Below are 23105 nucleotides of genomic sequence, written 5' to 3' on the forward strand. Positions count from 1 at the left end.
TGAGAATCTTATTCGGGCGAGACGCCATTCCCCGGACGAGGTCCGCGTGGTCCGCCGAAGCCACCGGGACCAAGGACTGCTGGCGAGGCCGTTGGGTCGACGGCAGCGATCAGTTCAGCGGATAAGCCAGCCTGTGGATTGGCGTGGTCCTTGAAGCGCAGCGAAGCAACAAAGAGGTCACCGTGCTGATGGGTGAAGACCTGATCTTCCTTCGGCAGCGTGCGATGGATCTTGTGGCTGACGTATGGCTCCATCGACATCAGGCGAACCGTCTCTTCCTCAGGAAAAAAGATCTGCCCGACGTGCGAGATGTGGCCCGCTGCATAGGTATGTTCGTTGGCCATGCCGCCGACACGCACTTTGAAGTGGATGTGGTTGACGCGACCCTGGTAGAAGCCGGGGAAGATCGTGTGGAAGAGCACCGCGCCGTTCGCGTCGGTCAGCTGCACACCGCGCAGGAAGGTCAACTTGTCGGTCGGCGTATTCTCGCCGCCAGGCCCTCCGCCTGGAAAGCCATCCGGCGGCGGCCCGGCATGCTCAGGGTCGAAGTCGGGCGGCGGCGGCCCATGCTGGTCGCCAAGACCTCCAGGAAAGCCGCCCATGCCGTTCTGTGCGGTAAAGCCGGAGTAGAGCCCCAGGGCATCGCAATGCCAGAGGTCAATAGCCGCGTTGGGTAGGGGTTTGCAGGTGCGCGCATCCAGTACGGCAACGCGTAACGTCAGAGGAAAGCCGGGTTTGTCTTCGGCGATGTTTGAGCGGATCGCCTCGTCCTTGACGTAGAAGGGGCCTACTTCCTGCTCGGGGTTCAGCTTGCAGACCTCAGTGGAGGGAGCAAAGCCCAGCGCGAAAGCCGCGCGTTGCAGCTGAAAAGTGGAGGCAAGTGCCACGGAACGAGCGAGAAATCGCCTCCGGTCAAGCGATGCAGGTGCTGACATGAAACTCCTTACAGAGGTTGGGGGAGCAAACCTCTGAAGGCATGGGACGGTCGGTTCCTACGGAAGTACTACAGGCAGCTAGAAGGTCTCGAGCGTAAAGTCGACTTCTTTATCCATGTTGGTGTCGAACTTGCTAATTTCGCGTGCCTTCGAGGTACGTTCACGGAAGGTGGCCCATACCTTGTAGTCAACATTGCCGTCGAGACGCTTGAAGATATAACGACCGTCCGGGCCGGTGATGTAGGTGGTGATATTAGAAGTATCGCCGACCTGCAGCTTAATGACTGCGCCCTTCAAAGGCTCGTGATGAGGATCGGTTACGGTACCCGTTAGAGTGCGGACGCTATGCCCGCCCATCTGCAAAGGCTGTGCGGGCGTCGCTGACATCGGCAATAAGCTGAGCAACAGCCCTAGTGCCAGGCGGGGTGTCTTCGGATGATGCTTCAGCGTACGCATATCGTTCCTCTCGTGCAATCAACACAACCATCAGTTCAAACACCGGGACGCGTAAGAAGTGGCTACGGTCTACTGTGTGCCTCAGTAACTGTGTCCCAGAATCGGGTGCGGCTCGTAAGGCTCTTCCAGGCTCTTGATCTCTTCCACTGTCAACTTCACGGCGAGCGCCCCGATGGCGTCTTCCAACTGGTACAGCTTGCTGGCGCCGATAATCGGTGCGGTGACGGCCGGCTTGGATAGCATCCACGCCAGTGCGACCTGCGCCGGCTTCACATTGCGCTGAGTCGCGATCTCGACAACGCGGTCGACTACAGTGAAGTCGGAGTCACGATAATAAAGGCCGTGAGCGAAGTCATCCGTCTTGGCGCGTACCGTCTCGCTCTTGCCATCGCCGCGCTTGCGGCTGCCGGTCAGAAAACCGCGCGCCAGTGGCGACCAGGGAATACATCCCACGTTCTGATCGAGGCAGAGCGGCATCATTTCGCGTTCTTCTTCGCGATAGACGAGGTTGTAATGGTTCTGCATCGTCGCAAAGCGAGCTAGCCCGTTCGCTGACTGAAAGTTCAGCATCTTCAGAAACTGCCACGCATACATACTGCTCGCACCGAGGTACAGAGCCTTGCCCGCCTTCACCACGTCGTGCAGCGCCTCGCAGGTCTCCTCAATAGGCGTATTCGGATCGAAGCGGTGAATCTGGTAAAGATCGACGTAGTCCACGCCGAGCCGCTTCAGGCTGGCGTCGATGGAAGCCATGATGTGCTTGCGCGAAAGTCCCCGGTCATTTGCAGCATCAGACATTGGGTTAAAGACCTTGGTCGCTATCTCCAGCTCTTCGCGACGCGGCTGGAACTCGCGCAGCAACTTGCCCGTCAATACCTCACTCTCTCCAGAGGAGTACATGTCGGCGGTATCGAAGAAGCTGATTCCTACCTCAATAGCGCGGCGAACGATAGGCCGAGCCTCGTCCTCCTCTAGAACCCACTCGCGCCACTTCTTGCTGCCGTAGGTCATCATGCCCAGGCAAAGCGGCGAAACACGCATTCCGGTATGCCCCAGACGCACGGAGGTCATCGCAGTTTCAGGCAGAGGGGCGGGTACGAAACTCATATGCAGCATTGGACGCAGGTTTAGGAAATAAGGTTCGCTGAATGCATCGTGTCACGTCCCTCTTTTTGGGAATATCTCCTGTATTTTCTCTGTGTTGGGCGGCGTACATAAGGCCGACGGCATCGCAGTAGAAGGGAGACGCCCACATCGATTTCCCTGTTGAGCCAATATCCGCGGGGCGTCTCCCCAACCTAAAGGACATGACATGCAAAAGCAGATTTGGAAAAAGAAGCTGGCTGCAGGATTGTTAGCGCTCCCGCTACTGGGGGTGAATGCACTACCCATACAGGCACAGCACTACGATCATCAAAACTTCTACAACGGTGCCCGGGACGGGGGGCGCGGCGGTGGTTACGGTGGCCGCGACCGTCGTGATGACCGCAATTATCATTCCGGTGGTATCGGGCCGGGTAAAGGCGCAGCTATCGGAGCAGCCGGTGGAGCGGTGCTCGGTGCCCTCTTCGGTGGTGGACTTAAGGGCGCTGTGATTGGTGGTGCCGCAGGTGCTGGCGTTGGCGCCATCGCGGGCAAGGCGCACCAGGACAACCAGCGGCGTGACTACTATTACGGCGGACGACGCTACTAGCCTTCGGAAGGCATAAGGAGATAGAGATGAAGATCAAAATGATGTTGGCAGGATGCGCGATTGCGGCTGGGCTTTTGGTGACTGCAGGAGCACGCGCGCAAGACGCTACGATTGCACCGAAGTCTGCGGACGCAGTCATGACCTCCACTAACTACACGGCAGAGCAGATTCTGCCGTTGACGGTGCATCAGGCCTGGCTGATGAGCGGCAAGGATGAAGGCAAGTTCTTCGAGATTGTGACGCAGATGGCCGAGCTCTCTGCGAAGAATCGTAACCTGTCTCTGCCCGAGTCAGCAGAGGCTGGTCGCAAGGTCGGCGAGATGATCAAAATGATGGCCAAGAAAGACACAGATCAACTGCTTTACGCCATCGTTGATGCCGCCGTACGTAAGGTGGGGACTGCCGCCCCAGCGGGAATGTAATGTTTGGCAAGCAAGCGAAAGGGACCGCCTCGGCGGTCCCTTTCGCTTGGAAAAAATGAATGCTTATTTCTGCCACAGGCCCGACCAGCTCTCCGACACCAGGATGCTGTTGCCGGGATTGCGTGGGTCATAACGAATCTGGATGGGCTGGTCGATGCGGAATCCCACCACACGGTCGGCCAGCCGCGATACATCCTGGGCGCAATTGTAGGTAACGCCTGCGAGCCGGTAGCTGTATACCAGTACCTCTGGCGTGGGAGAGACGCTGTCCTCGCCGTTCAGGGTACGCGCATCGACGATGACACCATCGCAGATGCGGCCCATCGTGGCAACTCTTTCGCGTCGCCGCCGTTCGATCTCCTCCGCCGACGGCGTCCGCCAACGGATGAAAAGCCACACACACAGGCCTGCCAACACGACGGCAATCAGGATGGCCGCGAAGAGTCGGGGGTCCCTGTCGTGCAGAAGCTGCTTCAGATGGTCTACGGTCGAGTTCACGGGCGTGTGGTGTTGCGTCTAGCATAGCGCAGCCATCGTCTTCCGGTGATGAAGAGCTGCTGCCGTGAGCCTTGCTTGGTTCAACAGTATCCCCCCGGGGCTTATACTTCGCTTTGCGGCTGTAGGGAGAGATACGTGGAGAAAACGATGAAGAACAGGGGCGCTGGAGCGCCGGGTGGTCACCCTTTGGATCTAAGCGATGGCCGTCGTGTGCGGTCGACGACAGTCATCTGCGTCAAGCGCGGAGACAGCGTGGTCATGGCCGCCGATGGGCAGGTTACGCTGGGCGCGACCGTCATGAAACACTCTGCAAGGAAGATTCGCAGGCTGTACAACGAGAAGATCCTTGCCGGATTCGCTGGCTCCACCGCCGATGCCTTCAGTCTGTTTACACGGTTCGAATCCAAGCTGGAGCAGTATGGCGGCAACCTCGAGCGGTCTGCCGTTGAACTCGCCAAGGAGTGGCGCACCGATAAGCTTCTGCGCCAGTTGCAGGCTTTGCTCATCGTTGCTGACACAAAGCGGATGTTCCTGCTGAGCGGCGATGGCGATGTAATCGAGCCAGATGCCGTTGGCGACAGCGCCGTGGCAACGATCGGTTCTGGCGGCAGCTATGCGCTGGCGGCAGCGACAGCACTTATCGAGAACACGCAATTTACCGCGCGCGAAATCGTGGAGCGCAGTATGAAGATCGCTGCTGAAATTTGCATCTACTCCAACACCCATATAACGGTGGAAGAGCTGCGCGGCGAAGAGCCGAAGGTGAGTGTATAGATGGCGATTTACCTGCCGGGAACGGCTGAAGACCAGGCGCTGGCGCTTGAAGAGATGACGCCGCGCCAGATCGTAGCAGAGCTGGATAAGTACGTCGTAGGTCAGGCTGCGGCCAAGCGCGCCGTCGCGATCGCGCTGCGCAATCGCACCCGCCGCCAGCGCCTTCCGCCTGAGATGGCCGACGAGATCATGCCCAAGAACATCCTCATGATCGGCTCAACCGGCGTAGGCAAGACCGAGATCGCGCGACGGCTGGCCAAGCTCACGAACTCGCCGTTCCTCAAGGTCGAAGCGTCGAAGTTCACCGAGGTCGGCTACGTCGGTCGCGACGTCGAATCCATCGTCCGGGACCTCGTGGAGATCGCCATCGATATGGTGCGCGAAGAAAAGCTGGACGAAGTCGAAGACCGCGCCGAGTTTGCGGCCGAAGAGCGGCTGATCGAGCTGCTGCTCGCGCAGGGTGCAACCTTGCAGCCCAGCATCGCGAACGATAAGACCGTTAGCGCTGGCGAAGCAACAGGAAGCAGTAGCGAAGGATCGACCGTCGACTCGCCACTTGAGGTCGAAAAAGTTATCGCCATTGACGCTGCTCCTAAAGTGGCAAACGATATCGAACGTCAGAAAGAGCGCGAGCGCCTGCTGGTACAGTTTCGCGAAGGCAAGCTGGACGATCGCATGGTCGAACTCGAAACGCGCGACCGCAGCCAGACGCAGGTCGAGATCATCAGCAACGTGCCGGAGGACATGGACTTCGGTGGGCGGGAAAACGGTAAGGACACTGGCAGGGACGGCGATAAAGACGGCAGCCGCGAAGGCGGTCTGCGGGAGATGCTCGCCGGCATGTTCGGCCAGCGCATGCGCCGTCGCCCGATGAAGGTTGCCGACGCCTTTGACCACCTCGTGCAGGAGGAAGAGGCGCGCCTGCTGGACATGGACCAGGTCACCCGCCTCGCCGTGGAGCGCGTCCAGGACTCCGGTATCGTCTTCCTCGACGAGATCGACAAGATCGCCGGTCGCGAAGGCGGCCATGGTCCGGACATCAGCCGCGAAGGCGTGCAGCGCGATATCCTGCCTATCGTCGAAGGCACCACCGTCAGCACCAAGTACGGCATGGTCGCGACCGATCACATCCTCTTTGTCGCGGCAGGCGCCTTCCACGTCTCCAAACCGAGCGATCTCATCCCGGAGCTGCAGGGACGTTTTCCCATCCGCGTCGAGCTCAAGGCACTCACCGTCGACGACTTCCTGCGCATCCTCACCGAGCCCCGCGCCTCGCTGGTCAAGCAGGCCGTCGCTCTACTCGAAACCGAGGGCTTCCGCCTTGAGTTCGCTCCGGAAGCCTTGTCTGAGATGGCCCGCTTCGCCTTCGAAGTCAATGAGACGACCGAAAATATCGGCGCACGTCGCCTCCATACCATCATGGAGCGCGTGCTCGACGAGATAAGCTTCGTCGCTCCTGAAATGGGCAAGTCCCCGGCTCAGGGCGCAATATTTGAAGGTGTCCCCGCTCTCACAGAGCGTGAAATCACCACCGTGGGCGGCGAGCTATCCACCGAGCGGGTGCTGATTGTGGATCGCGCCTACGTAGAAAAACAGGTCGCGAGCATCGTAAAGAACCAGGATCTGAGCCGCTACATTCTGTGAGACAGGGAACAGGGGAGTAGCCCTGTATCAGATGGGGATCATCCTGTTCTGGGTATACGACCGTTCTGAGGGGTCGCGCCGGACGAAGATGCTGCGGCCCATGCACAAGCTGGCCGCCGAGCTGCTGAAAGTGGTCTACGAGGATGATCCGCAGTAGAGAGCGACTACACTGCTTCGAGAGGTTACGATGCAGTTGAGGCAGTACTTGCAGCAGGGACAGGAGCGTCTGTGGGCAGCGACGGCAGCGCCGCGCACGTTGCGTGCCGCGAAGGCACTGGTCGCCGCTCTGGCAATCCTCTTTGCGGGCCTCTTTCTGTGGGCGGCGGTCAAGCGAATGCTGTATCCCTTTGAGCTGGAATGGATAGAAAGCGGCATCCTGGTTTCGGTACTGCGAATCGTTCATGGGCAGGCGCTGTATGTCGCACCTACGTTGGACTATGTGCCGTACCTCTACGCGCCGTTGTATCTGTATGTATCGGCTGCCATCACAAAGCTGGTTGGCGTTGCGGAGCATGGCTATCTCGCGATGAGGCTCGTCTCGACGCTCAGTACGCTGGGTAGTGGCGGCGCTATCTATGCTCTGGTGCGGTCGGAGACGCCGCGGCGCATCGCCGCAGTGGCTGCAGTTGGCCTGTACCTTGCAAGCTACGCGGCTGTCGGTGGCTTCTTCGATATCGGCCGCGTCGATTCGCTCTTCGTCTTCCTGCTGCTGTTGGCTTTGCTGCTGCAGCGCCGTGGCTATCCGGTGGTGGCGGCACTCGTGTGGGTGCTTGTGTTCCAGACCAAGCAGACAGTCCTCCCGCTGGCGTTTCTCATTCTGCTGGCGGAGTGGCCGCGACCGAAGCGCATGTTCGCGGCCATGCTCACCTTTGGCATCGTCCTGGCGGCCAGCGTAGCGTGGCTGAACCATGCTACCGGCGGCTGGTATGGCTTTTATATCTTCGGCGTGGTGCGCGGTCTGCCACTTGTCCTCCGGCAGGCCGTATTGTTCGTGCCGCTGCTGCTGCTCGGGCCGATGGCGGCGGCCTGGGCGCTGATTGTGGCCGCGGTAGTAACGACTCGTATACGGCTGGAGCGGGCGATGTTCTTTCTCTTCGTGTCGTTTGCGTTGTTCGTCGGCATCTGGTTTGTCGAGGCACACCGCGGCGCCAGCATGAACTCCGTGATGCCGGTGTACGCTTGGACCGCTGTGCTCTTCGGTATTGCTATCGCGCGGCTCATGGATGTTTCCGCAGCCCAACCGCGGCTGCATCTGGCTGTCCTGCTTGCAGTGGCCGTGCAACTGGTGGCGATGATCTACAACCCCGGCCGGCTCGTTCCTCCTGCCGACGCCGTACAGCGATCGCAGGCGTTTGTGCAGCGCGTGCGCGCCTTGTCGGGCGACGTCTACGTGCTCAACCATAGTTACGACGCAATCCTCGCAGGCAAGCAGCCTCATGCCGAAGGCGAGGCTCTGGGCGCGGTGCTCGACGCAAAACTGGGAAGCACGAGCGCTGATCTCCGCGCACAGCTGAATGCTGCAATGGCCTCCCATCGCTACTCCGCCGTGGTCGTCGACGCGCTGGAGACGAAGGACACGAGCTGGGGCTTTGAAAAGCAATACCCGCTGCAGATCTCGACAGGGCTGGCGAACTATCGCTATCTGACCAGCGAGCCGCAGTGGTTTCTGCTGCCCTGTGGTTCAGCCGAGGTCAAGACAGTCATGCGCGAAGATAGCGTGGAGTCGCGTACAGGCTGCGAGAAGTAGCTTCATCGAAAGCGAAACGGCGAGCCGATGTGGCTCGCCGTTTCGCTTTCCTCGTATGACTTGTTCTTAGGCAGGAACATTGAGGTCAGCCACTCGCTTCGCAAGTAGCTTCTCGAGGTCTTCGAGCGCCTTGGAGAAGCCGTCGATGCCTTCCTGCAGCTTGTCCTTCGCCATCTTGTCCTTGGCATGCATGTCGTCGAAGGTGGCCTTGTCCATGGGAATCTTCTGGATGTCCAGGGCGGCCGCCTTGCTCTTGTCGAGCTTCAGCTCAAGAGTGCCCTCGGTCGTCTGCAGCTCAGAGAGCAGCTTGGGAGCGATGGTCAGCAGGTCGCAGCCGGCAAGCTCCTTGATCTCTCCAGTATTGCGGAAGCTCGCTCCCATTACCTGCGTCTTGTAACCGAACTTCTTGTAGTAGTAGAAGATCTGCGTTACCGACTGCACGCCAGGATCTTCTGCGCCTTCGTAATCCTTGCCCGTGTCCTTCTTGTACCAGTCTAGAATACGACCGACGAACGGCGAGATCAGCGTGACCTTCGCCTCGGCGCAGGCAATCGCCTGGTGCAGACCGAACAACAGGGTCAGGTTGCAGTGGATGCCTTCCTTCTCCAGGATCTCGGCAGCCTTGATGCCCTCCCAGGTGGAAGCCAGCTTGATCAGAACGCGGTCGTTCGAGATGCCAGCAGCGTTGTACTGCTTGATGATGTCGCGTGCGGCTTCGAGGCTCTTGTCGGTGTCGAAGCTAAGGCGAGCATCGACCTCGGTGGACACACGACCGGGGACGATCTCGAGGATCTTCCTGCCGAAGGCCACTGCCAGCGTCTTGAAGGCGGCTGCAGCGACCTGTTCGTCGCTGGCGGCGGCTCCCACCTCTTCGCGCGCTGTCTTCAGGCAGTCATCGACGATCTGCTGATACTCGGGCATCTGGGCTGCTGCGGCGATCAGAGACGGGTTGGTCGTCGCGTCCGTGGGCTTGTACTGCTTAATGGCATTAATGTCGCCGGTATCGGAGACGACGGTCGTGAAGGACTTGAGCTGATCGAGAAGATTCGCCATGGGAGGCTCCTAAACTTTGTCTGAGGCTGAATGGGCGCGAACTAGACGCGACGATCATTATTATAGTCGCGCCCGGTTTTTGGCCGTTAAAGATCGGATGCGCCTCCGCTGCCTCACGAGATGAGCTGTCCTGTCTTCTTTCTATCTGCTCGAAAACAAAGAGAGATCGACGCGCGCGAGCGTGGTTTGCATCCAACCGAGAAGTCGCAACCACAGGAGACTACGCACCATGGCAGAGCACGAAGGACATTCACCCACCCACAGCCACGCCCAGACCGGGCCCGTGGCTCCCCATGAACAACAGCAGCCCTACTGGAAGCGTGCACACAAGGACTGGAAGTTCTGGGTAGGCGTGATCTGCATCGCGGTCGCTCTGACGGTATACGTGCTCTCGCTCGATCTATCGTCGGTACCGCACCCACAGACCTAGGCTGTCGCTTCTGCTGTTGCCTCTGGATAGGTCTGGGCTGTAGCCCAGACACTTCCAATCCATCTCGAGATCGGGCTTCCGCCCTCCGGGAGATACCTTCCTTACTCAGGAAAGCGATCCAGAATCGGCGTCGCGACCGATGTCGTCAGACTACCCCTTATAAAACTCGCTCCGCTTCCTCGAATAGAAGTAGTACACGAATAGACCGATCACCAGCCACACAAAGAACCGGACCCACGTGATCGCCGGCAGCCCCGCCATCAGCAGCACGCAGAAGAACGTGCTGAGCACCGGAATTACCGGCCCGCCGGGAACGCGGAAGCCGCGATGCCGCTTCGGGTCCTTCACCCGCAGCACAATCACGCCGATCGAAACCAGCACGAACGCAAACAGCGTTCCGATGTTCGACATCTCCGCAAACGTTCCGACATCGAACAACCCCGAAGGTATCGCCACCAGAACTCCCGCAACCCACGTCGCAAACGCGGGCGTCCGAAACTTCGGATGCACCTTGCTGAACACATCCGGCAGCAGACGGTCTCTCGACATCGAGAACCATACCCGCGCCTGTCCCAGCTGAAACACCAGGATCGACGAGATCATCCCGACGATCGCTCCCAGCAGCACGAACAGCCGCACATAGTGCAGCCGATGCGCTCCCGGCTGCAGCGATACCCGCTTCAGTGCATCTACAACAGGCGCCCCATCGCCCGCAATCGACTGCCACGGAACCATGCCCGTCAGCACTGCCGCCACGCCAATGTAGAGGATTGTGCATACCACCAGCGTGGCAATGATCCCGATCGGCACATCGCGCCGGGGGTTCTTGCACTCCTCGCTTGCCGTCGAGACCGAATCGAAGCCGATATACGTGAAGAAGATGATGCTTCCGCCCGCGAGAACTCCCGAAAAGCCATTCGGCGAGAACGGATGGTAATTGCCTGGATGAATAAAGCTGAGCCCGAAGAAGATGAAGACCAGGATCGCCGCGATCTTCACCAGCACCATGATGTTGTTCGTCCGCGCCGACTCCCGAATGCCTCGCACCAGAACCACTGTCAACAGCAACACGATGATGAACGCCGGGATGTCGAAGCCGAAGTGCCAGCCCGCGGGAAAGATGTCGACCTTGCCCGAAAGGTCCTGCAATCCGAGCGGCAGATACGCGGGAGACAGCCACTTGGGATCAAGGTGGATATTGAGCCAATCCAGCAGATCCACAATATGCGCCGCAAATCCCACGCTGACGCTCATGTTGGAGAACGCGTACTCGAGGATGAGATCCCAGCCGATAATCCAGGCGATCAGCTCGCCCATGGTGGCGTAGGTGTACGTGTAAGCCGAGCCGGCGATGGGGATCATGCTGGAGAGCTCGGCATAACAGAGGCCTGTGAGCCCGCAGACGATGGCGACGAGGACGAGCGACAGCGCGAGAGCCGGACCCGCTCCCGGACGGCCCGCGACGGCGCCATGGTGCAGGATGAGGTCGATGATGGGCGAGGCTGCCCATGACGCCGTCTTCGACGGATTTCCGCCTATTGCCGTGCCGATGACGGTGAAGATGCCCGAACCGATGACGGCTCCAATGCCGAGGGCGGTGAGCGAAACAGGACCGAGGGTCTTTTTGAGCGCATGCTCAGGACGCTCGGAGTCAGAGATGAGCTTGTCGATGGACTTGGTGGCAAAGATTTGGCGGGCCAGGGCTGGGTCCTCGTCGGGGATTTACCGGTTTGTGATGATTGTAAGGCCTTGGGTCGTCGGGTAAGGTCAGCGCAGAGAGCACTGTTCAGGGACTGGTCGTCTGCACTAGATTTGTCAGAGGAGTCGAGCGATGAACCCAAAGCTAGTCCAGTGGCTGATGCGTGGCAGCTTTCCCGCGCGCTACACGAAGAACTTTGTATTTATGTTCCTGGTGATGGCGATCGTACAACCGCTGTTGCATGTGCTGGCCCATCATTTCGGGTGGAGCTTCGCTTTGGAGAGGCCGTTTACGTCAGAGGCCTTCTGGCTGAACTGCGTTGGGGTTTCGCTGGGATACTCGCTGGTAATTGTCTTCAGTCCCGGGACACGACAACGCAAGACGAAGTAAACCTTGGCGCGATGCTCGAGTGGTTTAGACGTTCGAAAGCCGGCAGGATAACCCGCCGGCTTTCTATTTGGAACTGAAGAACTAGCGCTTCGACTGACCGCGCACTGCCTTCTTGAGCTTCTGCTTGTTCTCGCCGCGTGCGCCGGTGCGGGGAGCCTTGGGAGCTGCCTTCTTGCGTGCTGTGCGCTTCACTGCCTTGCGCTCTGCCTTGTCCGTGATGCTCTTGGTGTTTGCCATGATGTTGTTCTCTTTCAAAACTTGGGTTGGGGATGCGCCTACAGGCGCTCGAGCTGGGCGAACTTCTCCACCAGCTTCTTCATCCCGTGACTACTAAATTGTACTGTAATCTTGGCATCGTCGCCGTCCCCTTCGCGAGCGAAGATGATCCCTTCGCCGTATTTGGGATGCCGAACCCGGATTCCTTTGCCCATGCCGGTCTTGCCCGTAGGTGCGGATATGTCCATGCGAGGACGCCCCTTGAAGCCACCGGAACCGCCTTTTCCGAAGAATGCAGCGGTGTTATCGAGCGGTCCAGAGCCGGACCGGATACCCGATAGCGGCTTCGAGCTGCCATACCGCTGCGCGGCATAACTCCGGCTGGAACTGGAAGAAGAGTCCTGGCTCTCGCTGGAATAGTCATACCCGGAGTCGTTCGAATACTCGTCGCCGCCGCTCTTTCCACGGAAACCACCCCGCTGTGGGTAAGGTGTGGAATACGAGCTGCCGCTGAAGCTGCTGCCCCCATAGCCCGGCGGCGTCAGGTCCTCGATCAGCCGGCTCGGCACCTCTTCCAAGAACCGTGACGCGACCGAAGCCTCCGGCATATCATTGCCGTAGCGTCGACGATAGCGAGCCCGTGTCATCACCAGCGTATCCATCGCGCGCGTCATCCCCACATAGCAGAGCCGCCGCTCCTCCTCCATCTGCGTGGGATCCTGGATGGAGCGGGAGTGCGGAAACAGCCCCTCCTCCATGCCCGCGAGGAAAACCAGCGGAAACTCCAGCCCCTTCGCCGCATGAAGCGTCATCAGCGTCACCCGCGCCTCAGCCGAATAGCTGTCCGCATCCGACACCAGTGCGGCGTGGTCCAGAAACTCCGCCAGCGTCTCTCCCCGCGACGTCGCATCCTGCGCCGCGTTCGCAAGTTCCTTCAAGTTCTCGATGCGCGAAAAAGACTCAGGCGTAGCCTCGTCTTCGAGCGCGCGGATGTACCCCGAGCGGTCGTTCAAAAATTTGATCAGCTCAGGCAGCGTCGCCGGATCACCCGGCTTGCGAAACGCCGTAGCGTCCACCTCATTCGCTGTTTCGTGACCACCATCCTGCGCCGCAACAATGCGCTTCAGCTTCGCCTCGTTCTGCTCGCGAATCTTGTCCGCCGCAGATTGTTTCAGCGGAACCGGCGCGAAAGGATTGAAGCTCGCCGCGTCCGGCTCCGTTTCGGCGGCGGCATTCTCCGCAGCAATCGTGCTGATCTCCTCACTCGGCCCAAAGTCGAAGCCGAAGTTGAAGCTTGTATCGAAGCTCGAGTTCGCGTCGTTGGCGGTGGCAGGTGCCGCAGGCTCTTCCGTCGCAAAGCCGAAGTCGAAGTTGGTAGCTTCCTCCGCCGAAGCAGCCAGCGAATCAAGATAGCCACCCTCATCCGCGTCTGAAGCCCCCGAAAACTCCACCAGATTCTCCGCAGCCACATCCGCCGCCAGCTTCGCAGCAAAGTCCTGCTCGCCCAGCTGCGTGCCTAGCATGGCGCGAGCATCGGAGATCAGCTTGCGGAAGTTCCCCAGCGCCGTCAGCGTGCGGGTCGGCAGCAACTTGTCTGCAATCGCGCGCTCGATCACGTCCCAGGTGCTTAGCCCTGTGGTCAGCGCCATGCGCTCCAACGTATCCATCGTCGTCTTGCCGATGCCACGCGGCGGCGAGTTCACCACCCGTCCCAGCGCAACCGAGTCATGCGGATTCTGCACCAGCTTCAGGTAGCTGAGCATATCCTTCACCTCAGCGCGGTCGTAGAAGCTGAACCCGCCCACCATGTGGTACTGAATGTGATATCGCCGCAGCGCCTCTTCCACCAATCGCGACTGCGAGTTCGTGCGATACAGCACAGCGCACCGCGGCGACTCAACAGGATTATCCGTGCCCGCCGCAGCCTCACGCAGATACTGCTGCACGCGGTCGGCAATAAACAGCGCCTCGCTCTCGCCATCAGCGCCTTCATAAAAACCAATGAGTGATCCACCCTCGCGCGCTGTCCACAGGTTCTTGCCCTTGCGCTGCGTATTCTGCGCCACCACCGCGCTCGCGCCTTCGAGAATGATCTGCGTGCTGCGATAGTTCTGTTCCAGCCGGATCGTTTTCGCGTTCTGGAAGTCGTTCTCGAAGTCGAGAATGTTCTTGATGTCCGCCCCGCGCCAGCTATAGATCGACTGATCTTCATCGCCCACCACACACACATTGCCATGCTTGCCGAGCAGCTTCATCAGCTCGTACTGCGGCCGGTTCGTGTCCTGATACTCGTCGATCAGCAGGTACTTGTACTTGCGGTTATACCGCTCGCGCACTTCAGCGGAGGACTTCAGTAGCCGCACCGTCTCCAGCAAGAGATCGTCAAAGTCGAGAGCGTTCGCCTTCGCAAGCTCCTTCTTGTAGATCTCGAAGATGTGCGCGATCTTCTCTTCCATCGGATTCGTCGAAGCCAGGAAGTACTCCTGCGGATCGATCATGTGGTTCTTCGCCCAGCTGATCCTGCCCAGCGCGACGCGCGGCTTCAGGCTCTTGTCATCGATGCCGAGTCGCTTCAGCGCTGTCTTTACGACAGCCTGCTGGTCGTTCTCGTCATAGATCGCGAAGGTCCGTGTCAGCCCAACGTTGCCCACGCGCAGCGTCTCAATGTCGCGACGCAGCGAGCGCACGCAGAAGCTGTGGAAGGTCGCGATGGTCGGCCGAGCGAGTGAGCCATGGCCGAGGATCTTCTCCACGCGCTCGCCCATCTCCTTCGCAGCCTTATTGGTAAAGGTCACCGCGAGAATACTGTCGGCAGAGACGCCGCGCTCTTCAATCAGGTAGGCAATGCGATGCGTAATCACCCGGGTCTTGCCGGAGCCTGCGCCTGCAAGCAACAGTACAGCGCCATCGACGGACACAATGCCTTCGCGCTGCTGCGGGTTCATGTTGGCGAGAAGATCAGGCACCTCTCTATTCTATCCGCGCATGCACATGGCATGCCGAACGACGATGTGGATTGCTAAGGGTGAGCTTTGTTGAAGAGAAATTCACGCGCAAACTTTTCGCAACTCTTTGCAAAAAAACTTCTCGATTCACGGAACCAATCCGATCACGCTCGCGTAGACATCATTGCAACGAGTTCTCTGAATCCATGGCGGAGAGCAAGTTCCAAATCAGATGTATCGATATAGGAGAACGTGATGAAATTTCATTCGGTAGTGACCACCCTCGCCATGGCAGCCTCGATCTGTGTTCCAACAACCGTCTTCGCAGCACCCGCCGCATCCGTGCATTTGCCTGTCCATGCCTTCTTCGGCAAGGTACACATGGTGACCCTCAACCTGCGCAACGACACCTCAGCCAACATCACCGTAAAGGCTGGCGATAAGGAACTCACCCTGCTCCCCGGCAAGCCGCAGACCGTCAAGCTCGCCGCTGGCGATAAGATCGTCGCCACCGCGCAGTGCGCAGGCCACAGCGAAGGCGAAGTGCTTTCCACTGTCGATCCGATGATGGACCAGGGAACACTCGGCCTCAAGTAAATCCTTCGCAGCCGACAGCGCACTCGATAATGTAAAAGGAACACAACGGATGTCTCCGTTGTGTTCCTTCTTACGTTGACTACCTCTTCCAAATACGTTGGCAGACTTGCTCCCTCTCCCACGGGGCTGCTGCATCTCGGCCATGCGCGCACCTTCCTTATTGCTCAGCAACGCGCCCATGCAGCCGGCGGCAAACTCTGGTTGCGCGATGAGGACCTCGACCTGCAGCGCGCGCGTGCCGAGTACGCTGTCGCCATGCGAGAAGACCTGCATTGGCTCGGCATCACCTGGCAGCAGGAGATGCGCCAGAGCGATCGCCTGCCCGCGTACCGTACTGCGATGCAGCAGCTGGTCGCTGCGGGTCGCGTGTATAAGTGCTCCTGCAGCCGCAAAGATCTACTCTCGGCGATGGCCGCTCCGCATGAGGACTCCGACGATGAGCCCGTCTACAACGGTCGCTGCCGCGTCGCCGATCCAGCGCACCTCCTCGAAGAGAACGCTAACTATCGCTTCCGCGTGAACGATGACGAACCCGTGGAGTTCGTGGATCTCGCCGCCGGACCACAGCGGTTCATCTGTGGCTGTGCGGTAGAGCGCAGTGACTTCGGTGACTTCCTCGTCTGGCGCAAGGATGGCCTGCCCAGCTACCAGCTCGCCTGCGTTGTCGACGATGCAGCCATGCATATCACCGAGGTCGTGCGTGGCCGCGACCTCTTGAAGTCGACCGCGCGACAGCTCCTGCTGCAGCGTGCCCTCGGCCTTACCACGCCGCAATACTTTCATTGCGAACTCATGCGCGACGACAACGGCATCCGCCTAGCCAAGCGCCACGACGCACTGAGTCTGCGCACCCTGCGCCTCAGCGGTATCTCCGTAGCCGAGCTACGCGCGCGACTGGAGCTATAGCTGCAGCTGTCGCCATTGCTGTTGCCGTTGCTTCTGGATAGGTCTGGGCTTCAGCCCAGACATTCCCACTCAGCCCCGGGGACTCTCGCCTCTGCAACTTTGCAATTCCCCTACCCACAGCCCATACTCCTCTCAGCGGCATCCTTACGCTTATGTCTACCTTCCTCACCGCCGAATGGCGCAAGCTCATCATGGCGCAATACGCCGTTGAACCCGCGGTCCTCACCCCATGGCTTCCGCGCGGGGTCGAGCTCGATCTCTTTGAAGGTCAATGCTATGTCTCGCTCGTCGGATTTCTCTTCGACCGCGTCCGGCTGAAGGGTGTGCCCATCCCGTTTCATACCCGGTTTGAAGAGGTCAACCTCCGCTTCTACGTCCGCCGCATCATGCCCGATGGCGCGCTTCGCCGCGGCGTCGTCTTCATCAGCGAGATTGTCCCCAAGCCAGCCATCACCTTCATCGCTCGCACCTTCTACGGCGAAAGCTACGAGACTGCCGCCACCAGCCATATTTGGCGCGTCCCCGAAGCCTCCGGCCGCGATCTCGACATCAGCTATAGTTGGCGACTGCCCCACACCGGGGCAAGCAAAAGAAAATGGCAACACCTGGCCGTGCAGGCTGCGCCGCAGACAGAACCCATCGCACCAGGCAGCGTCGAAGAGTTCCTCACCGAGCACTATTGGGGATACACCAAACAGGCGAACGGCAGCACCAGCGAGTACGGCGTCGAGCACCCCCGCTGGCAGCTCTACCCCATCCATGCCGTGCAGGTCGCGGCAGACTTCGCCGCCCTCTACGGCAAGGCCTTCGCCGGACTCAGCCAGCGCCAACCCGACAACGTCTTACTCGCCGAAGGGTCCCCCATCGCCGTCCGCAAAGGCAACCCGATCCCGGCCTGAAGGCGGATTGGCTGTCGTCTTGGTCTTTGCTTCAGCCCAGACACTGCGAATCGCCATGAAACCGGGCTTTAGCCCCTGAGGGATCGCCCCTCCAAACGCGAAAACCTGTCAAGCCCCATAACCGCGTAAGCCTATCATTCTATGAGAGATAAATCTTGCATGTTTGCCCTCTCCAACTCGCTATAATTAAATAAGAGATGACAAAAAAGCTGCATCTGCACCAGCCGTTGCAGCCTTTCTTATACCGACCAGACTTCGCAACACAAAAAGCAGACTTAACTCCCAATCTTTGAATACTTTGGATCCAAAGTATGGGGGGGAGGGGGGCTAGGCAGGAACCTCCACCTCACGCCGCTCCCGCCGCGCCTTGTCCGCTTGCACCACGCAGAGCGCCGATCCATAACCGACCTCCGCGTCCGCAATCGGCCGATCGCCTGTACGAACGCAATGGATAAACGCACGAATCGCAATCGTCGTCGCATCCTCCGGGTCTTTCAACTCCACCGGTTTTCCCGGTCCGCGATACGGCATCTCACCGCCAGCCTGATACGAAGCACTCGTCGTCACGCCCTTTTCGACGCCGGTTGCAACACGTTTCACCTTCGCTGGTTCGTAGAAGAACGTCGCGTCCTCCAGCGTCAGGTTCAACGACCCCTTCGAGCCGTAAACCCAAAGTTGATCGCCCATCTTCGCGTTGTCCGTCGTTGAGGTGAAGATGAATCTCTTGCCCTGCGGATACGAAAGTACGACCTGCACATTGTCGTCGGTTTCGCGCCCATCGTGATAACGGCAGATCGAACCGCTGCCCATCGCCGCGGTCGGATTCGCGCCAAAGATCCAGTTCGCAATATCCATGTGATGCGAGCCAAGCTCAGCAATCAATCCAAGCGACCACTGGTTGTAAAGCCGCCAATTGATCAGGTGCTCGAGCTTGCCGCCAGGATCATCGGCCGGAACAGGCCTGCGCCAGTCGTTGTTGCGGAACCAGTAGCCCGCAATATGCGTTACATCGCCAATCTCGCCCGCCTGCACGCGCGCAATGGCAGCGCGTATCCACGGCGAATAGCGATACTGATGCCCAACCTGATACAGCGCCTTGCTGCCAGAAGCTTCGCGAATCGCCCGCGCCTCTTCAACGGTATAGGCCATCGTTTTTTCGCCATAGACATGCCGGCCGCTCTTCAGCGCAGGCAGCACCTGCGTGGCATGAAGTCCCAGCGGAGTAGCCACCACGATGGCATCCAGGTCTTTGCGATCGATCAGAGCGCGGAAGTCCTTGTGAGCCGCGACTTCGTAGCCGCAAAGCTCGTTGAGCTGCGCGAACCGCGGCTCGTACACATCCGCCGCCGCGGCGATCTTGACTCCCGGAACGCGCAGCAGGTTGCGCACCAGCTCCTTGCCGCGGCTGCCCGGACCGATGATGCCTATACGTACAGGCGAACTGTCCTTGCTAGCCGCGATCTGCTTCGCCACATCGGCCTCGGAACGCTCCTGCGCTTCGGCTGCCGCTGCCGTAACGGGAAGAACACCAGCGGCCACCGCGCTGGCTGACAAACCCTGCAAGAAAAGACGACGATCCATGAGTGTGAAACCTTCCCGGTTTGATTTCGTTCTTACTTGCGACAAATTGCGCCACGCCAGTGTAAGCTGTCGCACGCTCCGCTGGCACGCAGAACGAGAAACTCGGTCTGAGGGCGGTCCGCGAGCAGCCGCTTCGCCGCCTTCGGCTCCATGACGAAGACGACGGTCGAAAGCGCATCGCTGTCGGTCGCGCTCGGGTCGATCACGCTTGACTGCAGCACATCCTCCATCGGTCGTCCGGTCTTCGGATTGAAGATGTGGCAGTAACGATGGCCATTCTGGATGAAGTACTTCTCAGTGCAGGCTCCGGTCGATAGCGACGTGTCCTTCAGTAGAAGTGTTTCCGCCTTGCCGCGGCCATCACGCGGATCGCGCACGATGACAGGCCAGCCATCGGTTCCCGGCGGCGCCCCGAGCGCATATACCGTGCTTCCGCCAGCGGAGATCAGCGCTGCCATCACGCCGTCTGCGCGCAGCAGCGTCACCACGCGATCCACGGCAAAGCCTTTGCCGATGCTGCCCGGGTCCAGCTCCATCTCTCGGTGGTCAGCGAACGCAACGGAACGAACGCGTGCGTCGAGCATCACATGCTGCCAGCCGACACGCTCACGCTCAGTGGCAAGTCTTGATTCATCGGGAACATGGCCGGCGTGGAAAAAGAACCCCCACGCGCGCAGCAGCGGGCCCACGGTGATATCGAATGCGCCTTCAGAGGCGCGGCTCCAATCCATCGACCGTTGCAGGAAGGCGAAGGTCTCAGGATCGGTAGTCACCGGCGTAAGAGGAGCTTCGCGATTGATGCGCGATAGTTCGCTCGACGGCTTATAGTTGCTCAGCAGATCGTCTACGCGGTCAATCTCGTCGAACGCATCCTGCATCGCATGGTCGGCGCTGGCAGCATCGTTGGCGTACAGCTCGATGCTGTAGATCGTCCCCATCGCGGAATGGCTCTGGACGAACTTGCTTTGGGCATAGGCTGACGTGCTCAGCGCCAACAGGCAGAGTGTCGCTACAGTTTTCAGGCTCGAAACAGCACCGCCCACAACAAGCCCTCTTCGTTCCTATTCATTGAACCACTCCGACGCCTTCGCTGCCGATTGACTACACTGGAACGATGCCGCGTAACGCATCCTCTGACGCTCGGATCAAAGTTGACCCCGAAGTCTGGCTCCGCAATCTACCTAAGGCCGAGCTTCATCTCCACCTCGAAGGTTCTATCACGCCGGAGACGTTGGTTGAGCTGTCTCATCGCAACGACGCCCAGCCTCTCACGCTTGAAGCCGCGAGGAATGTCTATAGCTATACGGACTTCCCCAGTTTTCTGATGAGCTTCAAGGCCGTGACCGAGCGGCTGCACGCACCGGCGGACTACGAAACCATTACCTACAATATGCTTCGCGACCTGTCAGCACAGGGAGTTCGTCATGCTGAGGTCTACATCTCCATCGGTATCCTGTATCGCTTTGCCCGGCTCGATGTTGATGAGGTGATGGCAGCCGTTGAGCGAGGTCGCGAGCGGGGCGAGAGGGAGTTCGGCGTGACGCTGCTCTGGATCGTAGACGCAGTGCGCCACTTCGGCCTTGAAGAATGTGCCCGCGTCTTCCGCAAGGCGTCGGAGCTGAAACAGAAGTACCCCAGCGTGGTGGGCATCGGCATCGGTGGCGATGAGGCGCGCGGGCCTGCTCAGGACTTTCGTGAGCTCTATGCCGAAGCCAAAGAGAACGGTCTCCGCCTTACCTGCCACGCCGGCGAGTCCACCGGCCCGCAGAGCGTATGGGCGGCAGTAAACATCGGCGCCGAACGCATCGGCCATGCACTGACGGCGCAGCAGGATGATGACCTGATTGCTATCCTCGCTGAGCGGCAGATTCCACTGGAGCTTAACATCACCAGTAACCTGCGCACCGGTTGTTGCCCCTCGCTCTTTGAACATCCGGTGAAGCGCTACTTCGAAGAGGGTTTGATGGTGACGATAAACTCCGACGACCCGCCGTTCTTCGGAGCGAACCTCCTCGAGGAATACCTGCTGGCCTACCGCGAGTTCGAGTTCACCTTCGAGCAGCTGCGGGAGTTGGCTGCCAACTCGGTTGAGGCAAGCTTTCTGCCGCCGGAGCGCAAGCTCGCGTTGCTCGGCGAAGTGGAACGCTACGGTTGGTGACAGCGCTTGTGCAGGTACCAGATACGGGACACCTCGATAGGTGAGTCCGATCTAGAGCCGCTTGCGACCGCGCCCGAAGAGCAGGTAAAGGATCACGAGCACAAGGATAAGGTCCACGATGCTTCCGCCGTAGTAACCGACGCCAGGACCCATGTAGTAGCCGCCACCGCCGAACACGAGCAGCAGAATAACGAGAATAAGAATAAGAGGCATAGGCGAGAGTCTAGCACGGGAAATCCAGTTCCGGTCGAGAGTCCGGAGCCGGGTTGCATGCTGCGCAAGAAGCGCTCGAGATAGGACTGTGCCGGAGATGAGTCTTTCAACGGCATGAACGAACTCGCCAAACTGTAATCGACGCTGATGCCCAACTACTCGCAGGCAAAGGTGAACTTCGGCAGGATGGCAAGGTCAGCGCACCGGCAGTGATGAGGGGTTTCTCCAGATCAGAAGGAGGGCTAACCAAAGGCAACACAGGTAGGAGAACAGATCGCCTATGTGAGCGTAGGGTGTGTGGCCGCCCTCGATCAGTGGCATTGACTTCAGGCTATGGCTGGCTGGTACTGGATGTGAATAGGTATCCACCGTGAAAGTCTTCTGAATGACCCTGCCATTCGCATCAACGAAGGCAGAAACCCCCGAATTCACGCTGCGAACCAGGGCAGATCGCTCTTCGATGGAGTCAAACACACTAAGAGCCAGATGTTCCATCGGTTCGGACGTGTCTCCGAACCAGGTATCGTTCGTCAGATTAACCAGCAGATCCGGGTGATGCTTCCCGACACTTCGCAAGATTTCAGGCAATGTATCTTCGAAGCAGATGAAGGTACCCAGGCGCCAGGCCCTGCCGTCGCCGGTCCGCAATATTAGAGGATTTGCCTGTGTCCCCGGAGTAAAGCGCGCATACTCATGCGGCATCAGTTCCGTGAGCCACGGCAATAGTTCTCCTGCCGGAACTCGTTCACCAAAGTTCAACAACCTGATCTTGTCATAAATGCCAACAAAGGCACCTGTGCGATCAACTAGTAGAGCCGAATTGAAACGCTGTCCATTTGCGACGTCGAAGGTCTGGGCCCCGATCACTACGGGCGTAGCGAAACCGCGCAGGACTCTCTCCAGTACGCCTGGCGATGCATCGGTGGAGGCGTCCCGACGGAGAAGGTAGGGATAACTGGCTTCACTCCATACGATCAACTGCGCGCCCTCTGCCTCCAACTCACGCGATTGCTCCTGAAGCGCAATAAGACGCTGCATCTCATCCTGCGTCGAAGAAACTCCGCGATGCCTGAGACCGGCATTCGCCTGAACAATACCAACGCGAAGCTTAGAAGCGGAGGCGGCGACCGCATCGAAATGCTGCATTCGCAAGCCGCCATAGATCAGAGAGGCGAAGAAAACGAGCAATACCGCAATAGCGCATCGTAGCGCTTGATAACGGCGCGAAAGGAGATCGTACAAGCCTCCGTTGACCATCAATAGGAGCGCACTCACTCCGGCAGGGCCTGTGATGTCGGCTATTTGAATCAGCAATGGATGCCACGCCTGCGTGATTCCGAGGCTGTATGGAAAGACCATGGGAAGAATCAGCTCCGAGGCCACGATTGCCAGCGGAGCTATCAGGGCCATAGGTACATCCTTCCTATGCCGAATGAGACGAACCGCTGCTCCGAATAAAACGAAGAGAAGGCCTTGGTAGGCGCAGACGGCAAAGAAAAGTGCGATTGAAGTCGGCCAGGAAAAGTTTGTAAATCTCTTGATCGTGGTGAGGAGCCAGTAACAACCTCCGATGTTTGCGACGAATCCAGCCCAACCGCACCACAAAACGGCGCTGAGGAAAGACGATGTGGAGTTAATGACAATGAGGAGTGGGACCATGGCAACCCAGCCCACCACTGAAAGCGGCAAAGCTGGATCACCCAGAGCCCATAGACAACCACTTGCTGTGGCGAATGCGAAGTGGAAGAGGATCATGAGGTCCCTCTCGCGCTTCAAAATCGGTTTCGTCATGATGTATCTCAGGAAGAGCATCCCGCTCGCCTAAGGCGAAGGCCTTCGTACAAGTGAA

The 23105-nt window shown here is 59.2% G+C and carries 25 protein-coding genes; 13 read left to right on the top strand and 12 right to left on the bottom strand.

The annotated features are described in order from the left end of the window. Positions 1-8: 8 nt before the first annotated feature. The 3 genes from OHL14_RS18730 to OHL14_RS18740 form a co-directional block, all read right to left on the bottom strand. Positions 9-935, bottom strand: a complete 927-nt coding sequence (locus OHL14_RS18730) for an intradiol ring-cleavage dioxygenase (RefSeq protein WP_263380904.1) — start codon at positions 933-935, stop codon at positions 9-11. Positions 936-1013: 78 nt separating this feature from the next. Continuing rightward, positions 1014-1391 (bottom strand): carboxypeptidase-like regulatory domain-containing protein, encoded by a 378-nt coding sequence (locus OHL14_RS18735; RefSeq protein WP_263380905.1) that lies wholly within the window; start codon positions 1389-1391, stop codon positions 1014-1016. 81 nt (positions 1392-1472) lie between these two features. Beyond that, positions 1473-2498, bottom strand: coding sequence for an aldo/keto reductase (locus OHL14_RS18740; protein ID WP_317890437.1), 1026 nt, complete (start codon positions 2496-2498; stop codon positions 1473-1475). Between the two features lie 205 nt (positions 2499-2703). Between OHL14_RS18740 and OHL14_RS18745 the strand changes: the two genes are divergently transcribed. Then, on the top strand, positions 2704-3084 hold the full coding sequence (locus OHL14_RS18745; protein WP_263380906.1) for a hypothetical protein: 381 nt from the start codon (positions 2704-2706) through the stop codon (positions 3082-3084). Between the two features lie 26 nt (positions 3085-3110). Continuing rightward, a complete protein-coding gene (locus OHL14_RS18750) occupies positions 3111-3506 on the top strand; it encodes a hypothetical protein (RefSeq protein ID WP_263380907.1) in 396 nt (131 codons plus the stop codon). 63 nt (positions 3507-3569) lie between these two features. Here the strand turns inward: OHL14_RS18750 and OHL14_RS18755 are convergent, their stop codons facing one another. Continuing rightward, positions 3570-4004 (bottom strand): DUF3592 domain-containing protein, encoded by a 435-nt coding sequence (locus OHL14_RS18755; RefSeq protein ID WP_263380908.1) that lies wholly within the window; start codon positions 4002-4004, stop codon positions 3570-3572. A gap of 147 nt (positions 4005-4151) precedes the next feature. Here OHL14_RS18755 and hslV point away from each other — a divergent pair, with 147 nt between their 5' ends. The 4 genes from hslV to OHL14_RS18775 are packed head-to-tail and all read left to right on the top strand — an operon-like array spanning position 4152 to position 8169. Further along, the gene (gene hslV, locus OHL14_RS18760) at positions 4152-4778 is read left to right on the top strand and encodes an ATP-dependent protease subunit HslV (protein ID WP_263380909.1); all 627 of its coding nucleotides are present in this window, start codon (positions 4152-4154) and stop codon (positions 4776-4778) included. Next, positions 4779-6422 carry an ATP-dependent protease ATPase subunit HslU gene (gene hslU, locus OHL14_RS18765; protein WP_263380910.1) on the top strand — a complete coding sequence of 548 codons (1644 nt, stop codon included), beginning with the start codon at positions 4779-4781 and terminating at the stop codon, positions 6420-6422. A 31-nt stretch (positions 6423-6453) separates the two neighbouring features. Then, positions 6454-6579, top strand: a complete 126-nt coding sequence (locus OHL14_RS18770) for a TetR family transcriptional regulator C-terminal domain-containing protein (protein ID WP_263380911.1) — start codon at positions 6454-6456, stop codon at positions 6577-6579. A 30-nt stretch (positions 6580-6609) separates the two neighbouring features. Continuing rightward, entirely contained in the window at positions 6610-8169 is a 1560-nt protein-coding gene (locus OHL14_RS18775; RefSeq protein ID WP_263380912.1) for a glycosyltransferase 87 family protein, read from the top strand. Between the two features lie 66 nt (positions 8170-8235). Here the strand turns inward: OHL14_RS18775 and OHL14_RS18780 are convergent, their stop codons facing one another. Beyond that, the gene (locus OHL14_RS18780; protein ID WP_263380913.1) at positions 8236-9222 is read right to left on the bottom strand and encodes a transaldolase; all 987 of its coding nucleotides are present in this window, start codon (positions 9220-9222) and stop codon (positions 8236-8238) included. Between the two features lie 229 nt (positions 9223-9451). Here OHL14_RS18780 and OHL14_RS18785 point away from each other — a divergent pair, with 229 nt between their 5' ends. Further along, positions 9452-9652, top strand: coding sequence for a hypothetical protein (locus OHL14_RS18785; RefSeq protein ID WP_263380914.1), 201 nt, complete (start codon positions 9452-9454; stop codon positions 9650-9652). A gap of 150 nt (positions 9653-9802) precedes the next feature. Here the strand turns inward: OHL14_RS18785 and OHL14_RS18790 are convergent, their stop codons facing one another. Beyond that, positions 9803-11311 (bottom strand): amino acid permease, encoded by a 1509-nt coding sequence (locus OHL14_RS18790; protein ID WP_263381157.1) that lies wholly within the window; start codon positions 11309-11311, stop codon positions 9803-9805. A gap of 172 nt (positions 11312-11483) precedes the next feature. Here OHL14_RS18790 and OHL14_RS18795 point away from each other — a divergent pair, with 172 nt between their 5' ends. Beyond that, positions 11484-11741: a hypothetical protein gene (locus OHL14_RS18795; protein WP_263380915.1), complete on the top strand. Its 258-nt coding sequence runs from the start codon at positions 11484-11486 to the stop codon at positions 11739-11741. 81 nt (positions 11742-11822) lie between these two features. Here OHL14_RS18795 and OHL14_RS18800 read toward each other — a convergent pair whose 3' ends face one another. Beyond that, positions 11823-11978, bottom strand: a complete 156-nt coding sequence (locus tag OHL14_RS18800) for a hypothetical protein (RefSeq protein ID WP_263380916.1) — start codon at positions 11976-11978, stop codon at positions 11823-11825. A 38-nt stretch (positions 11979-12016) separates the two neighbouring features. After that, positions 12017-14923: an ATP-dependent helicase gene (locus OHL14_RS18805; protein ID WP_396271420.1), complete on the bottom strand. Its 2907-nt coding sequence runs from the start codon at positions 14921-14923 to the stop codon at positions 12017-12019. Between the two features lie 234 nt (positions 14924-15157). On the opposite strand from OHL14_RS18805, the gene OHL14_RS18810 reads away from it, so the two are divergent. The 3 genes from OHL14_RS18810 to OHL14_RS18820 all read left to right on the top strand — a co-directional run bounded on the left by OHL14_RS18810 (position 15158) and on the right by OHL14_RS18820 (position 17304). Then, positions 15158-15499, top strand: coding sequence for a hypothetical protein (locus OHL14_RS18810; protein WP_263380917.1), 342 nt, complete (start codon positions 15158-15160; stop codon positions 15497-15499). 75 nt (positions 15500-15574) lie between these two features. Beyond that, positions 15575-16405 carry a tRNA glutamyl-Q(34) synthetase GluQRS gene (gluQRS, locus tag OHL14_RS18815; protein WP_263380918.1) on the top strand — a complete coding sequence of 277 codons (831 nt, stop codon included), beginning with the start codon at positions 15575-15577 and terminating at the stop codon, positions 16403-16405. 152 nt (positions 16406-16557) lie between these two features. Continuing rightward, positions 16558-17304, top strand: coding sequence for a YqjF family protein (locus OHL14_RS18820; protein ID WP_263380919.1), 747 nt, complete (start codon positions 16558-16560; stop codon positions 17302-17304). Between the two features lie 327 nt (positions 17305-17631). Here OHL14_RS18820 and OHL14_RS18825 read toward each other — a convergent pair whose 3' ends face one another. Together OHL14_RS18825 and OHL14_RS18830 are read right to left on the bottom strand one after the other, a co-directional pair. Further along, positions 17632-18885 (bottom strand): Gfo/Idh/MocA family protein, encoded by a 1254-nt coding sequence (locus OHL14_RS18825; protein WP_263380920.1) that lies wholly within the window; start codon positions 18883-18885, stop codon positions 17632-17634. Between the two features lie 32 nt (positions 18886-18917). Further along, a complete protein-coding gene (locus tag OHL14_RS18830; RefSeq protein WP_263380921.1) occupies positions 18918-19880 on the bottom strand; it encodes an FAD:protein FMN transferase in 963 nt (320 codons plus the stop codon). Between the two features lie 119 nt (positions 19881-19999). On the opposite strand from OHL14_RS18830, the gene add reads away from it, so the two are divergent. Then, entirely contained in the window at positions 20000-21043 is a 1044-nt protein-coding gene (add, locus tag OHL14_RS18835) for an adenosine deaminase (protein WP_263380922.1), read from the top strand. Positions 21044-21094: 51 nt separating this feature from the next. Here the strand turns inward: add and OHL14_RS18840 are convergent, their stop codons facing one another. Then, on the bottom strand, positions 21095-21256 hold the full coding sequence (locus tag OHL14_RS18840; RefSeq protein ID WP_263380923.1) for a DUF3309 domain-containing protein: 162 nt from the start codon (positions 21254-21256) through the stop codon (positions 21095-21097). A 195-nt stretch (positions 21257-21451) separates the two neighbouring features. After that, entirely contained in the window at positions 21452-22933 is a 1482-nt protein-coding gene (lnt, locus tag OHL14_RS18845) for an apolipoprotein N-acyltransferase (RefSeq protein WP_263381159.1), read from the bottom strand. On the opposite strand from lnt, the gene OHL14_RS18850 reads away from it, so the two are divergent. Then, on the top strand, positions 22914-23081 hold the full coding sequence (locus OHL14_RS18850; RefSeq protein ID WP_263381166.1) for a hypothetical protein: 168 nt from the start codon (positions 22914-22916) through the stop codon (positions 23079-23081). The two genes, lnt and OHL14_RS18850, sit on opposite strands and share 20 nt — an antisense overlap. Positions 23082-23105: the final 24 nt, after the last annotated feature.

It is taken from the genome of Granulicella paludicola, from assembly GCF_025685545.1.
GTDB classification, from domain to species: Bacteria; Acidobacteriota; Terriglobia; order Terriglobales; family Acidobacteriaceae; genus Granulicella; species Granulicella paludicola.

Coding starts and splice junctions, on each gene's coding strand:
- OHL14_RS18750 (WP_263380907.1), top strand. CDS start 3,111: ATGAAGATCAAAATGATGTTGGCAGGATGCGCGATTGCGGCTGGGCTT.
- OHL14_RS18785 (WP_263380914.1), top strand. CDS start 9,452: ATGGCAGAGCACGAAGGACATTCACCCACCCACAGCCACGCCCAGACC.
- OHL14_RS18780 (WP_263380913.1), bottom strand. CDS start 9,222: ATGGCGAATCTTCTCGATCAGCTCAAGTCCTTCACGACCGTCGTCTCC.
- add (WP_263380922.1), top strand. CDS start 20,000: ATGCCGCGTAACGCATCCTCTGACGCTCGGATCAAAGTTGACCCCGAA.
- OHL14_RS18735 (WP_263380905.1), bottom strand. CDS start 1,391: ATGCGTACGCTGAAGCATCATCCGAAGACACCCCGCCTGGCACTAGGG.
- OHL14_RS18775 (WP_263380912.1), top strand. CDS start 6,610: ATGCAGTTGAGGCAGTACTTGCAGCAGGGACAGGAGCGTCTGTGGGCA.
- OHL14_RS18840 (WP_263380923.1), bottom strand. CDS start 21,256: ATGCCTCTTATTCTTATTCTCGTTATTCTGCTGCTCGTGTTCGGCGGT.
- OHL14_RS18740 (WP_317890437.1), bottom strand. CDS start 2,498: ATGAGTTTCGTACCCGCCCCTCTGCCTGAAACTGCGATGACCTCCGTG.
- hslU (WP_263380910.1), top strand. CDS start 4,779: ATGGCGATTTACCTGCCGGGAACGGCTGAAGACCAGGCGCTGGCGCTT.
- OHL14_RS18825 (WP_263380920.1), bottom strand. CDS start 18,885: ATGGATCGTCGTCTTTTCTTGCAGGGTTTGTCAGCCAGCGCGGTGGCC.
- OHL14_RS18820 (WP_263380919.1), top strand. CDS start 16,558: ATGTCTACCTTCCTCACCGCCGAATGGCGCAAGCTCATCATGGCGCAA.
- OHL14_RS18800 (WP_263380916.1), bottom strand. CDS start 11,978: ATGGCAAACACCAAGAGCATCACGGACAAGGCAGAGCGCAAGGCAGTG.
- OHL14_RS18810 (WP_263380917.1), top strand. CDS start 15,158: ATGAAATTTCATTCGGTAGTGACCACCCTCGCCATGGCAGCCTCGATC.
- OHL14_RS18850 (WP_263381166.1), top strand. CDS start 22,914: ATGGCAACCCAGCCCACCACTGAAAGCGGCAAAGCTGGATCACCCAGA.
- OHL14_RS18745 (WP_263380906.1), top strand. CDS start 2,704: ATGCAAAAGCAGATTTGGAAAAAGAAGCTGGCTGCAGGATTGTTAGCG.
- OHL14_RS18770 (WP_263380911.1), top strand. CDS start 6,454: ATGGGGATCATCCTGTTCTGGGTATACGACCGTTCTGAGGGGTCGCGC.
- hslV (WP_263380909.1), top strand. CDS start 4,152: ATGAAGAACAGGGGCGCTGGAGCGCCGGGTGGTCACCCTTTGGATCTA.
- OHL14_RS18730 (WP_263380904.1), bottom strand. CDS start 935: ATGTCAGCACCTGCATCGCTTGACCGGAGGCGATTTCTCGCTCGTTCC.
- OHL14_RS18795 (WP_263380915.1), top strand. CDS start 11,484: ATGAACCCAAAGCTAGTCCAGTGGCTGATGCGTGGCAGCTTTCCCGCG.